Raw genomic sequence first — 12,734 nt, 5'->3', positions numbered from 1 at the left:
ACGGGAATGGCCGGGACCAGTGACCAGAACGGCCAGAGCGATCTCTGGGAGATGGAGGGGCGCGGCGACCGCGCCGAGGCCGGGGCGGCGCTTGTCGTCGATGTCGACGGCTTCGAAGGCCCGCTCGACCTGCTGCTGGCCCTCGCGCGCACCCAGAAGGTCGATCTCGCCAAGGTCTCGATCCTGGCGCTGGCCGAGCAGTATCTCGCCTATATCGAGCATCTGCGGCAGCTGCGGCTGGAGCTCGCGGCGGACTATCTCGTCATGGCGGCGTGGCTCGCCTATCTGAAATCGCGCCTGCTGCTGCCGGCGCCGGCCCCGGACGAGGAGCCGAGCGGCGAGGAGATGGCCGCTGCGCTGGCCTTCCGGCTGCGGCGCCTCGAGGCGATGCGTGACGCGTCGGCCAAGCTCGTCAATCGCGACAGGCTGGGCCGCGAGGTGTTCGCCCGCGGCATGCCGGAACCGATCGAGGTCATCGACCACAGCGTCTATGGCGCCACGCTCTACGACCTGCTGAGCGCCTATGCCGGCCAGCGGCAGCGCCAGATGGTCTCGGTCGTACATGTGCGCCGCCGGCAGGTGTGGTCGCTGGCGGAGGCGCGCGAGGTGCTGACGCGGATGATCGGCAGCATCGCGGACTGGACGCCGGTCGACGTCTTCCTGTCGCCCTATGTGCTGACGCCGGAAATGCGGGCGACGGTGCTGGCGAGTTCGTTCAGCGCCAGCCTCGAGCTGGTGCGCGAGGGCAGGGTGGAGCTGCGCCAGACGGCGCCGTTCGCCTCGCTCTACATGCGCGATCGCGATGGCGGCCGCGCGGAGACCGATCATGACTGACCGATTGAACACCGAGGCCGGAAACCTGACGCTGCTCGCGTCGGCCGAGCAGCGCATGGCGCTGCGCATGGTCGAGGCCATGCTGTTCGCCAGTGCCCAGCCCCTGTCGAAGGCGGAGCTTGCGGCACGTCTGCCGGAGGGTAGCGACGTCGACGCGTTGCTGCGCGAGATCGAGCACGCCTATTCGGGGCGCGGCGTGAACCTCGTGAAGGTGGCCGGCAAGTACATGTTCCGCACGGCGAGCGATCTCGCCTTCCTGCTGCAGCGCGACGCGCACGAGCAGAAGAAGCTGTCGCGCGCGGCGCTGGAGACGCTGGCGATCATCGCCTATCACCAGCCGGTCACGCGTGCCGAGATCGAGGAGATCCGCGGCGTTTCCATCTCCAAGGGCACGATCGACGTGCTGATGGAGGCGGGTTGGATCCGTATGCGCGGCCGCCGGCGCTCGCCGGGCCGCCCGGTCACCTATGGCACCACGGAGGCCTTCCTCGTGCATTTCGGCCTCGAGGCGATCGGCGACCTGCCGGGCCTCGACGAGCTCAAGGGGGCAGGGCTGCTCGACGGGCGTATCCCGCCCGGGTTCACCGTGCCGGAGCCGCGCGACGGCGACGCCCTGACCGACGACGAGGACCCGCTCGATCCGGCCGATCTTCTGGCCGCCGGCCTGACCGATCACGACTAGGCTCTGCCGCCTCCACGACGCGGCATGGCCCCCCGGCGCGATGACAAACTCGACGGCGGCGCGTTCACCCGCTAAACCGCAGGCATGAGCGCAAGCACCCAATGGATTGAACGCACCGCCTGGGGACGTCGCGGCACCGCCGGTGTCGCCATCGCCGCCAAGCTCGGCTTTGACGGCGTCACGCATCACTACGGCGACGCGCCGTCGTTGCGCGGCATCAAGCTGGACATCGAGCCGGGCGAGGTGATCTGCCTGCTCGGCCGGTCGGGCTGCGGCAAGACGACCCTGTTGCGCGTCACCGCCGGGCTCGAGCGCCCGTCGGGCGGGCGCATCACGGTGAACGGTCGAGAGATGGCCGGACCCACGACCTTCGTGCCGCCGGAAAAGCGTGGCGTCGGCCTGATGTTCCAGGACTACGCGCTGTTTCCGCACATGACGATCCTGAAGAACGTCACCTACGGCCTCGACGACTTGCCGCGCGCCGAGGCTGAGCGACAGGGGCGCCTGGTGCTCCAGCGCGTCGGCCTCGACGGCTATGCCGCGGCGCATCCGCATGCGCTTTCGGGCGGCGAGCAGCAGCGCGTGGCGCTGGCGCGCGCCATAGCGCCGCGTCCCTCCATGCTGCTGATGGACGAGCCCTTCTCGGGTCTCGACAAACGCCTGCGCGATCATGTGCGGGAAGAGACCATGGCGATCATCCGCGAGACGCGCGCCACCTGCATCATCGTCACCCATGATCCGGAGGAGGCGATGCGGATGGGCGACCGCATCGCGCTGATGCGGCATGGAAGGCTGCTTCAGGTCGGCACGGCGCGGCAGCTCTACGAAAAGCCTGTCGATCTCTACGCGGCGCGCTTCTTCTCCGAGCTCAACGAGTTCGAGGCGACGGTGAAGAACGGTCGCGCCGAGACCGCGATGGGCACGTTCAGCGCGCATGGCCATGCCGACGGCGCCGCCGTCGTGGTGGGCGTCCGTCCGCAGGGCGTCGGCTTCGCCATCGCCGGCGACGGCGTGCCCGGCCGGATCGTCGGCCACCAATTCCTCGGTGAGGTCGATCTCCTCAGCGTGGCGATTGACGGCACCGACCGGCCGGTCCGGATCCGGACGCGGGAAAACATCATGCCGTTCACGGTTGGCAGCACGGTATGGCTGACCGCGGATCCGCGTGACGTTCTCGTGTTTGCCAAAGAGTCGGAATAACCCTACATGCGGGTCAAGAGGTTGGTTGCGGCCGCTGGGTCCGTCTGCGATAGTCGCGCACCATACGCGCGCTGCGTTCTTTTTGTGGAGATGAGTTGATGGGTTCTTTCAGCATCTGGCACTGGCTGATCGTGCTGGTGATCGTTCTCCTGCTGTTCGGCAAGGGGAAGATTTCGGATGTGATGGGTGACATGGCGAAGGGCGTCAAGAGCTTCAAGAAGGGGCTCGCCGATGACGACGACAGCGCCGAGAAGCCGACGATCGACCATAAGCCCGCCGACGTCGTCTCGCCGAAGTCCGACGAGAAGACCCGCGCCAGCTAAGGCCTGAAGAAGGGCCGCGACGCTCGTCCGGATCCGCGCTCTGTGCGGGTCCAGGTAGGCCGGTCGGTGTGAGACTATGCTGGATATCGGCTGGAGCGAACTGCTCGTCATCGCTGTCGTTGCGATCGTCGTGGTGGGTCCGAAGGATCTGCCACCAATGATGCGTGCGCTGGGGCGCACGCTCTCGAAGATGCGTAAGATGGCGGGTGAGTTTCAGGGGCAGTTCAACGAGGCGCTCAAGGAGGCGGAGCTCGACGACGTCAAGAAGTCGTTCGACGAGTTGCGTGGCCTGAACCCCATCAACGACATCAAGGACAGCCTGAACCCGCTTTCGGGCCCTGTCGCGAAGCCGGCTCCGGCCCCGGTGCCGCCGCCGATCGACCAGCCACTACAACCCGCGACGGCCGCCGATATCGAGCCGTCTGCGGCGGCACCGAGTCCCGCCGCAGTGGCAGCAGCGCCGGTCGCGGCCGCTCCGGAACCGGCCGATAAGCCGGCGTCGAAGCCACGGGCGCCGCCGCGCACGTCGGCGGCAACGGATGGCGACGCACCGGCCAAGCCGCGGGCACCGCGCACCAAGGCCGCCGAAGGCGAGGCCGCGCCGGCCCGCAAGCCGCGCAAGTCGACGAAGTCCGCTGAGGCAGACGCCTCGCCGGCCGTGGCGCCTGCGCAGTCGGTCGCCGTGCCCGCGACCGAAGAGTCCAAGACATGAGCGACAAACCGACGACCGAAGAAGACGAGATTGAAGCGAGCCGCATGCCGCTGATGGAGCATCTGATCGAGCTGCGCTCGCGGCTGATCAAGACGCTGGTGGCGGTGCTGCTCGCCTTTCTGGTCTGCTTCTATTTCGCCGGCACGATCTACAACATCCTCGTGCTTCCCTATGAGTGGGCGGTGGGGCCGGCGCAGGACGTCAAGCTGATCTACACGGCGCCGCAGGAGTATTTCCTGACGCAGATGAAGCTGGCGCTGTACGGGGCGGTGTTCATCGCCTTCCCGGTGATCGCCATGCAGATCTACAAGTTCGCGGCGCCCGGCCTCTACAAGCATGAGAAGCAGGCCTTCGTGCCCTATCTCATCGCGACGCCGGTGCTGTTCATCATCGGCGCGGCGCTCGTCTATTTCCTCGTCCTGCCGATGGCGCTGCACTTCTTCCTGTCGTTCCAGCAGACCGGCGGCGAGCATAAGGCGCAGATCGAGGCGCTGTTCAAGGTCAACGAGTATCTCGGCCTAATCATGACGCTGACGCTGGCCTTCGGCATCGTGTTCCAGCTGCCGGTGGTGCTGACGCTGCTGGGTAGGGCCGGCGTCGTCTCGAGCCAGATGCTCCGGGACAAGCGCCGCTACGCGATCGTCATCGCCTTCGTCGTCGCCGCGGTCCTGACGCCGCCGGACATCATCAGCCAGATCTCGCTGGCGATCCCCGCCATGCTGCTCTACGAGGCGTCGATCTTCTCCGTGCGCATGGTCGAGCGGAAGCGTTCCGAGGCCGCGTCGGAGGACACGGACGAGGAAAGCGCCGGCGCCTGAGCCGTCGCCTGACTGGACCCATCTCGAAGCCGCGTCGCCCCGGGCGGCGCGGCTTTTTGCTGCGCGGCGTGTGGCGGCGGCGCTTTCTGGCTCCCGCGCCTCGCTCCCGGGTTGATCCGCCGCGCCACTCACACTATCCGTCATGCGGCGATATCTTCGCTCTTCTGCGGCCGGGATGACGGCCGCCTTCTGCTCGAGGCTTGATCATGCTCGATATCAAATGGATCCGCGAAAACCCCGAGGCGCTGGACCGCGCGCTTGCCAGTCGTGGGGCCGAGCCGATCTCGTCGACGCTGATCGCCCTGGATGAGGCGCGCCGCGCCCACATCGTCAAGGTCCAGGCCGCGCAGGAGCGCCGCAACGCTGCCTCCAAGGAGATCGGCAAGGCGAAGGGCGCCAAGGACGAAGAGACGGCCCAGCGGCTGATGGCCGAGGTGGCGACGCTGAAGGAATTCCTGGCCCATGCCGAGGACGAGGAGCGACGCCTCAACAAGGAGCTCGACGACGCGCTGGCGGTGATCCCGAACGCGCCGCTCGAGGATGTGCCTCTCGGCAAGGACGAGGCCGACAACGTCCCGTATTTCGGTCGCAACCTGACCGAAGAGCAGGCCGCCGCCGCTCGCCCGAAGAAGCGCGTGCACAGCTTTGAATCGAAAGAGCATTTCGATATCGGCGAGGCGCTCGGCCAGATGGATTTCGAGGCCGCGGCGCGAATCTCGGGCAGTCGCTTCGTCGTGCTGAAGGGCCAACTGGCCCGGCTGGAGCGCGCCATCGGCCAGTTCATGCTCGATCTGCACACGACCGAGCACGGCTATACCGAGGTGCAGCCGCCGCTGCTGGTCAAGGATGACGCGCTTTATGGCACGGCCCAGCTGCCGAAATTCGCCGAGGACCTGTTCAAGGCCGGCGAGCAGCATTGGCTGATCCCGACCGCCGAGGTGCCGCTGACCAACCTGGTGCGCGAGAGCATTCTCGACGAGAAGGAGCTGCCGCTCCGCTTCACGGCGCTGACGCCCTGCTTCCGCTCGGAGGCGGGTTCCGCCGGCCGCGATACGCGCGGCATGCTGCGCCAGCATCAGTTCAACAAGGTCGAGCTGGTCTCGATCACCACGCCCGAGACGTCGATCGACGAGCACGAGCGCATGCTCGCCTGCGCCGAGGCCGTGCTGAAGAAGCTCGACCTGCACTATCGCGTCGTGACGCTCTGCACCGGCGATATGGGCTTCGGCTCGCGCAAGACCTACGACATCGAGGTCTGGCTTCCAGGGCAGAACACCTATCGCGAGATCTCGTCCGTGTCGGTCTGCGACGATTTCCAGGCGCGCCGGATGAATGCTCGCTATCGCCAGGGCGGCGAGAAGGGCACGCGCTTCGTGCACACGCTGAACGGCTCGGGCACGGCCGTCGGCCGCGCGCTGATCGCCGTGATGGAGACCTATCAGAACGAGGACGGCAGCGTCACGGTCCCGTCAGCGCTCAAGCCCTATATGGGCGGGCTGGAGACTCTCGCCGCGTCCTGACGGTTCCGGCCCAGCGACCATTCCACATATCGACCCGACGAAAAGCGAAAGCGGATCCGACATGCGCATCCTGATCACCAATGACGACGGCATCCATGCTCCCGGCCTTGCGGTCCTGGAGCGCATCGCGCGGACGCTGTCGGACGATGTCTGGGTGGTCGCGCCGGAAACCGACCAGTCGGGCCTGGCGCATTCGCTGACGCTGAACGATCCGTTGCGCCTGCGTCAGGTCTCCGAGCAGACCTACGCGGTGCGCGGCACGCCGACGGACTGCGTGATCATGGCCGTGCGCAAGGTCATGGACCGCGCGCCCGACCTCGTCCTCTCCGGCGTCAATTCCGGGCAGAATGCCGCCGACGACGTGACCTATTCGGGCACGGTCGCCGGCGCCATCGAGGGCACGCTGCTCGGCATTCCGTCGATCGCGCTCAGTCAGGCCTACGATTTCGCCGATGGGCGTCGGGTGATTCCGTGGGAGACCGTCGAGGCGCATGCGCCGCGCATCCTGAAGAAGCTGATCGCGCATGGCTGCCCGCGCGGCGTGCTCTACAACCTGAACTTCCCCAACCGCGCGCCGGGCCTGATCGCCGGCGTCGAGGTAACTTCGCAGGGCGTCGTCTCGCACGGCCTCACAGTCGACGAGCGCAATGACGGCCGCGGCAATCCGTATTTCTGGCTGAAGCATCGCCGCATCGACGAGGAGCATGCCGCCGGCACCGACGTCGACGCGCTCCGGCGCGGCGTCATTTCCGTCACGCCGCTCCGGCTCGACATGACGGCCTATGACCAGGCGCACGAGCTGAACGCCCTGTTCGACTGAACGCGCGAAATCGACGATCGCTCGAGCTGCAATAAGACGGCGTTTACCACCTCTGCCGCATGACTAGCGTCAAGTAGGCGAGGGCGCGTAGCGTATGGCACTCGGGGCGGTTCAGTTCCATGCTGTGGACGAGGAAGCGGTCGACGACGGGTTCGTCCCGATCGCGGCCTTTCTTTTGCGCATGCGGCAGTTCGGCATCATGGATCGCCGAATGGTCGACGCGTTCGAGTCGGTCCCGCGCGAGCAGTTCATGTCGTCCGATGGCAGGCGAGCGCCGCTCTTCGCCGAGCGACCGCAGCCGATCGATTGCGGCCAGCTCAACACCCCGCCCATTGTCGCCGCCCGCATGATCGAGGCGCTGGCGCCGACGACGCGTTGCCGCGTGTTCGAGATCGGGACGGGAACCGGCTACCTGACGGCGGTGCTCTCGCGCCTGTCGCGCCGGGTCTACACGATCGACCGTTTCCGCACCCTGGTGGCGGCGGCGCAGAACCGGTTCGAGATGCTCCGGATCGGCAATATCAGCTCCAGCTTCGGCGATGGCCTGATCGGCTGGCCGGACAAGGGGCCGTTCGACCGGATCATCTGCTCGGCCTCGGCGCCAGCGGTGCCGCAGGCCTTCATCGAATCGCTGACGACCAGCGGCACACTGGTGATGCCGATCGGCCCCGACGACGGCATCCAGACCATGACCCGCTTCATGCGGGTCGATCGCCAGCTGGTGGCGACGCCGATCTGCCCGGTGCGCATGGTGCCGCTGATCCGGGGCAGGGCGGCTGCCCTCTGATCATCCCCCAGCCTGTCGAAGGTGGCGTGATTCGGCGTCGGGTCGCGTCGGTCTCTCATGGCCGGCCGTGAGAGGGCCTGCCTTAACCGTATCGGCGCGCGTTCCGTCGTGGCGATTTCCTGAAAACGGCCGGAATTGCGGCGACGCGGCACGGGTTGCGTCGCCGGCGGATCAAATTCGGTTTCGTGTTTAAGCCTTTATAAACGTTACCGGCGTTTAGTGGCGTCATGTGTGGTGTGGCGTTGCGAGTAGGCTCGATGTGCAGAAATGTCTCCTCTTTTCGGTCTCGGACTCTCTCCCAGGTTGCGTTCGTCGCGCTGCTCGCTGGCCTGACGGCGGCCTGTAGCTCAGACGGCTCGCGCTACGGTTCGATCTTCACCGGCAGCACGGCCAACCAGAAGCAGATCATCGGCGGCAATCAGCCGATGCCCGCGCCGGTCGACTACAGCTACAGCAACGACGTCGTCACGGCGCCGGCACCGTCGCGCTCGGTGGCGCGTTCCGATCTGCCGCCGATGCTCCCGGGCGTGCAGCAGGCGCCCGTCGCCGCCGCGCCGTCCTATGGCGCGCCGCAGACCTACGGCCAGCCGGGCGCCTATACGCCGCCGGCCCAGTCCGTCGCGCCCACCCAGGTCGCCTCCGCCGCCCAGCCGCCGCGCAGCAGCGCCGGCTGGTCGACGGAAAACGCTACCGTGGTGACGCTCGGCCCCGGCGAGACGATGTCGTCGGTGTCGCGCCGCTATGGCGTTCCGATCAAGGAACTCGCCCGCGTCAACAACATCGCCAATCCCTCGCAGGTCGGGGCGGGCACGCGCCTGACCATTCCGACTTACGGCTTGGCGGGTGGCGCCGCTCCGGCGCCGGCAGCGCAGAACGCCCAGCTCGTCGCCAGCGCCCCGGCGGCCGAGCGCAAGCCCGCCGTCTCGCCCGAGAGCGGCTCGCTCAATGGCCTGCACACGGTTTCGCCGGGCCAGACGCTGTCCTCGATCGCGCGGCTCTACGGCATCAGCGCCAAGGATATCGCGAGCGCCAACAACCTGACCTCGACCAACCAGCTCAGGTCGGGCCAGACGCTCCGCATTCCGGGCAAGGGCGAGAATCCGCAGGCGGTGGCGCTGCGTTCCGATCCGGCCCGTCGCGAGGAGAAGCCGCGCGGCGACGATCCGAACGCCAAGCCGGTTGCCGCCAACGCGCCGCAGAAGGCGGTCGATCCGGCGACGACGGCCGCTGTCGCCAAGCCCGACTCGGGTCTCGCCGAGGCGGCCTCGATCACCAAGCCGGCCGCGAACGCGCCGGTCGCCTATGCGCCGCCGTCGTCCGACAAGGCCGACGCCACCAATGCGAGCCTGGATCCGGGCTCGGCCAATGGCACGACCTTCCGCTGGCCGGTGCGCGGGCGGATCATCACGGGCTTCGGTGCCTCGGCGACGGGCGAGAAGAACGACGGCATCAATCTCGCCGTGCCGGAAGGAACGTCGGTCAAGGCGGCCGAGGCCGGCACCGTGATCTATGCCGGCAGCGAACTGGAAGGCTACGGCAACCTGGTGCTGGTGCGCCATGCCGACGGCTGGGTCTCCGCCTACGCCCACAACAGCAAGATCCTGGTCAAGCGCGGCGATACCGTGCGTCGCGGCCAGATCATCTCGCAGGCCGGCTCGTCGGGCTCGGTCAATGCGCCGCAGCTGCATTTCGAGCTTCGCCGCGGCTCGAAGCCGGTCAACCCGCTGGATTACCTCCAGAGCTGACCGACTGATCCTTGGCCGACCGACCTCGTCTCGTGAGGGTCGGTCGGTCACTAAGCTGGTGGGGCGGCTTCAGCCCTTCAGAGCGACCCCAAGTCGCCCCGCCAGATCCTGCACATACTGCCAGGCCACGCGACCGGAACGCGCCCCGCGCGTCGTCGCCCACTCCAGCGCCTCGGCGCGCAGGACCTCCGGCTCCACCTTCAGCCCGTAGTGCTCGGCATAGCCGTTGACCATGGCGAGATAGTCGTCCTGGCTGCACTTGTGGAAGCCGAGCCACAGGCCGAACCGATCCGACAGCGACACCTTCTCCTCGACCGCCTCGCCGGGATTGATCGCCGTCGAGCGCTCATTCTCCATCATGTCGCGCGGCAGCAGGTGGCGGCGGTTCGACGTCGCGTAGAACACGACGTTCTCAGGGCGACCCTCGACGCCGCCGTCCAGCGCCGCCTTGAGCGACTTGTAGGACGTGTCGTCATTGTCGAAGGAAAGGTCGTCGCAGAACAGGATGAAACGGCGATCGAGGCCGCGCACCAGCGTCATCAGCTCGGGCAGGCTGTCGATATCCTCGCGATGGATCTCGATCAGCTTCATCGGGTGGCCGCCGGGCAGCTTGGCGAGGTCGCTGTTGATCGTGGCGTGGGCCGCCTTGACCAGCGAGCTCTTGCCCATGCCGCGGGCGCCCCAGAGCAGGACGTTGTTGGCCGGCAGGCCGCGCGCGAAGCGGTCGGTGTTGTCGACCAGGATGTCGCGAACGCGGTCGACGCCCTTCAGCAGCACCATCTCGACGCGGTTGACCCTCGGCACCGGCTGCAGCGTGCCGGTCGAGGCCTGCCAGACGAAGGCGTCGGCGGTGTCGGGATCGAATTTCGGGCGTGCCGGCGGCACGGCCCGCTCGATCAGCGCGATGAGCCGGTCGAGACGATCGGCGACGGACTTCAAGGGATCTTCTGTCACAGTGCATTTCCTCGCGCCGCACCTTACCTCACGCGGGTCGCGAGGCCTGCGGGCGGCGCCGGCAGCTTGGGGTGGAAGCGTACGAACGATGGCAAGGGCCCCGTTCGGCCGTCCGGATGATCGCTTCCTGCCCTCGGGCGGAGGCTTCGGGCGACATTCGCCACTATCATGCGGGCGCGGCCATTTGCAAAGGCTTGCCGCGTCGTTATATTCCGCGCCGTTTCGCGAACCGCTGTCCCTCCCTAAGTGATGGTCGGAGCAAACGACGCATCCAGACCTGACGGGCCATCAGCGGACCCGCCAAAGCCCAAAGGGAGAATCCTTTTTCATGTTCATCACCCCCGCCTTCGCCCAGGCAGCCGGTGCCGCGCCCGGTGGCGCCGATCTGCTGATCCAGTTCGTCCCGTTCATCTTCGTCTTCGCGATCATGTGGTTCCTGATGATTCGCCCGCAGCGGCAGAAGCAGAAGGCGCACCAGGAGATGATCAAGAACGCGCGCCGGGGCGATACCGTCGTTCTGTCGGGCGGTCTGATCGGCAAGATCAACAAGGTGGTGGATGACTCCGAAATCCTGCTGGAGATCGCCGAGGGCGTCCGCGTCCGCGTTTCGCGCGCCGCGATCGCCGACGTGCGCGCCAAGGGCGAGCCGGCCAAGGACGGCGAGTAAGCCTTCCGCGCTCCCCTGATGTAACGGCTCGCCTGAGGGCCGCACTCGACTGGAACGGTTTCCATGCTGCATTTCACACGCTGGAAGATGATTTCGATCCTGACGGTAGTCATCGTCGGGTTCCTGATCGCTCTTCCCAATCTGTTCTCCAAGGAAACCGTCGAATCCTGGCCGAGCTGGGTGCCGAAGCGGCAGCTGGTGCTCGGCCTCGACCTTCAGGGGGGCGCCTATCTGCTCTACCAGGTCGACAAGCAGGACTATGTGCAGAAGCGCCTGCGCACGCTTGTCGGCGATATCCGCAAGGCGATGCTCGACGAGCCGCGCATCGGCTATTCGGGTCTCGGCGTGCAGGGTCAGGGCGTGCAGTTCCGCGTCCGCGACCTGTCGCAGCTGCCGGAGGTCCGGAAGCGGCTTGAACCGCTCCAGAATCCGCTCGGCACCTCGGCGCTGGGCGGCCCGGGCGTCAACGAATTCAACCTCGACGTCGGCAGCGACGGCGTGGTGCGGATGAGCTATTCCGAGGCCGGCCTCGACCAGCGCGTGCGCCAGATCGTCGACCAGTCGATCGAGGTCATCGGCCGTCGTATCGACCAGCTCGGCACGGTCGAGCCGTCGATCCAGCGCCAGGGCTCCGACCGCATCCTCGTCGAGGCCCCGGGCCTCGGCGATCCCGAGCGGCTGAAGTCCCTGGTCGGCCAGACCGCCCAGCTGACCTTCCACCTCGTCGACACGGGCGCCTCGCCCGAAGGCGCCCGCAAGCCCGGCACCGTCGTGCTCAATTCGACCGACACGCCGCCGGTCCCCTATGTGCTCGAGGAAGCGCCGCTTCTGACGGGCGAGGACCTGGCCGACGCGCAGGCGACCTTCGACTCGCGTACCAACGAGCCCGTCGTCTCGTTCCGCCTGTCGAGCACCGGCGCCCGCATCTTCGGCGAGGTCACGCAGAAGAACGTCAACCGGCCCTTCGCCATCGTCCTCGACGACAAGGTGATCTCCGCGCCGGTCATCCGCGAGCCCATTCTCGGCGGTTCCGGCCAGATCAGCGGCAATTTCTCGATCCAGTCCGCCAACGACCTTGCGATCCTGCTGCGCGCCGGCTCGCTGCCGGCGAAGCTGACCATCGTCGAGGAGCGCAATATCGGTCCCGGCCTCGGCGCCGACTCGATCGCCGCCGGCAAGCTCGCCTCGATCATCGCCACCGTCGCCGTCTGCGCCTTCATGGTGCTGACCTATGGCTTCCTGGGATGGATCGCCAACATCGCGGTGATCGTGAACATCGTCCTGATCTTCGCGGTCATGACGCTGCTCGGGGCGACCCTGTCTCTGCCCGGCATCGCGGGCGTCATCATCACGGTGGGCACGGCGGTGGACGCCAACGTGCTGATCTACGAGCGCATACGCGAGGAGTTCAAGGCGGGGAGATCGGCGATCGCGTCGATCGATGCCGGCTTCCAGAAGGCGCTCGGCACCATTCTTGACGCGAACGTGACGACCCTGATCGCGGCACTTGTGCTGTTCTATCTCGGCTCCGGCCCGATCCGCGGCTTCGCCGTTACCCACGCCATCGGCGTCGCGACGACCATCTTCACGGCGTTCACCTTCACGCGCCTGATGGTTGCGCTGTGGGTGCGCTGGCAGCGTCCGACCAAGATCACGCTCTGAGGACGAATCC

General features: G+C 67.2%; 13 protein-coding genes. 12 read left to right on the top strand and 1 reads right to left on the bottom strand.

What is annotated here, in order from left to right; all coding sequences use genetic code 11:
• The first annotated feature begins 6 nt into the window (after positions 1–6).
• The 10 genes from G539_RS23560 to G539_RS0103405 all read left to right on the top strand — a co-directional run bounded on the left by G539_RS23560 (position 7) and on the right by G539_RS0103405 (position 9,441).
• Positions 7–834, top strand: coding sequence for a segregation and condensation protein A (locus tag G539_RS23560; protein ID WP_035829924.1), 828 nt, complete (start codon positions 7–9; stop codon positions 832–834).
• Positions 827–1,516 (top strand): SMC-Scp complex subunit ScpB, encoded by a 690-nt coding sequence (scpB, locus tag G539_RS0103445; RefSeq protein ID WP_051231109.1) that lies wholly within the window; start codon positions 827–829, stop codon positions 1,514–1,516. Before G539_RS23560 ends, scpB begins: the two co-directional genes overlap by 8 nt.
• An 84-nt stretch (positions 1,517–1,600) precedes the next feature.
• Positions 1,601–2,716, top strand: coding sequence for an ABC transporter ATP-binding protein (locus tag G539_RS0103440; RefSeq protein WP_035829922.1), 1,116 nt, complete (start codon positions 1,601–1,603; stop codon positions 2,714–2,716).
• A 98-nt stretch (positions 2,717–2,814) separates the two neighbouring features.
• Positions 2,815–3,039 (top strand): twin-arginine translocase TatA/TatE family subunit, encoded by a 225-nt coding sequence (locus tag G539_RS0103435; protein WP_029073957.1) that lies wholly within the window; start codon positions 2,815–2,817, stop codon positions 3,037–3,039.
• 76 nt (positions 3,040–3,115) lie between these two features.
• Entirely contained in the window at positions 3,116–3,751 is a 636-nt protein-coding gene (tatB, locus tag G539_RS23555; RefSeq protein WP_035829919.1) for a Sec-independent protein translocase protein TatB, read from the top strand.
• Positions 3,748–4,569, top strand: a complete 822-nt coding sequence (gene tatC / locus G539_RS0103425; protein WP_029073956.1) for a twin-arginine translocase subunit TatC — start codon at positions 3,748–3,750, stop codon at positions 4,567–4,569. The genes tatB and tatC overlap by 4 nt, the downstream gene beginning before the upstream one ends.
• Before the next feature lie 206 nt (positions 4,570–4,775).
• A complete protein-coding gene (gene serS / locus G539_RS0103420) occupies positions 4,776–6,089 on the top strand; it encodes a serine--tRNA ligase (RefSeq protein WP_029073955.1) in 1,314 nt (437 codons plus the stop codon).
• 61 nt (positions 6,090–6,150) lie between these two features.
• On the top strand, positions 6,151–6,909 hold the full coding sequence (surE, locus tag G539_RS0103415) for a 5'/3'-nucleotidase SurE (protein ID WP_029073954.1): 759 nt from the start codon (positions 6,151–6,153) through the stop codon (positions 6,907–6,909).
• A gap of 94 nt (positions 6,910–7,003) precedes the next feature.
• Positions 7,004–7,696 carry a protein-L-isoaspartate(D-aspartate) O-methyltransferase gene (locus G539_RS0103410; RefSeq protein ID WP_084639770.1) on the top strand — a complete coding sequence of 231 codons (693 nt, stop codon included), beginning with the start codon at positions 7,004–7,006 and terminating at the stop codon, positions 7,694–7,696.
• A gap of 257 nt (positions 7,697–7,953) precedes the next feature.
• Positions 7,954–9,441, top strand: a complete 1,488-nt coding sequence (locus G539_RS0103405) for a peptidoglycan DD-metalloendopeptidase family protein (RefSeq protein ID WP_029073952.1) — start codon at positions 7,954–7,956, stop codon at positions 9,439–9,441.
• Positions 9,442–9,510: 69 nt separating this feature from the next.
• Here the strand turns inward: G539_RS0103405 and G539_RS0103400 are convergent, their stop codons facing one another.
• Positions 9,511–10,395: an ATP-binding protein gene (locus G539_RS0103400; protein ID WP_029073951.1), complete on the bottom strand. Its 885-nt coding sequence runs from the start codon at positions 10,393–10,395 to the stop codon at positions 9,511–9,513.
• Positions 10,396–10,723: 328 nt separating this feature from the next.
• Here G539_RS0103400 and yajC point away from each other — a divergent pair, with 328 nt between their 5' ends.
• Positions 10,724–11,062 (top strand): preprotein translocase subunit YajC, encoded by a 339-nt coding sequence (gene yajC, locus G539_RS0103395; protein WP_029073950.1) that lies wholly within the window; start codon positions 10,724–10,726, stop codon positions 11,060–11,062.
• Between the two features lie 63 nt (positions 11,063–11,125).
• Positions 11,126–12,724 carry a protein translocase subunit SecD gene (gene secD, locus G539_RS27470; protein ID WP_029073949.1) on the top strand — a complete coding sequence of 533 codons (1,599 nt, stop codon included), beginning with the start codon at positions 11,126–11,128 and terminating at the stop codon, positions 12,722–12,724.
• Positions 12,725–12,734 lie beyond the last annotated feature (10 nt).

Source organism: Kaistia adipata DSM 17808 (genome assembly GCF_000423225.1).
Taxonomy (GTDB): domain Bacteria; phylum Pseudomonadota; class Alphaproteobacteria; order Rhizobiales; family Kaistiaceae; genus Kaistia; species Kaistia adipata.
Note: the sequence above shows the minus strand (reverse complement) of the source record. Positions and strands in the feature narration are given on the sequence as shown.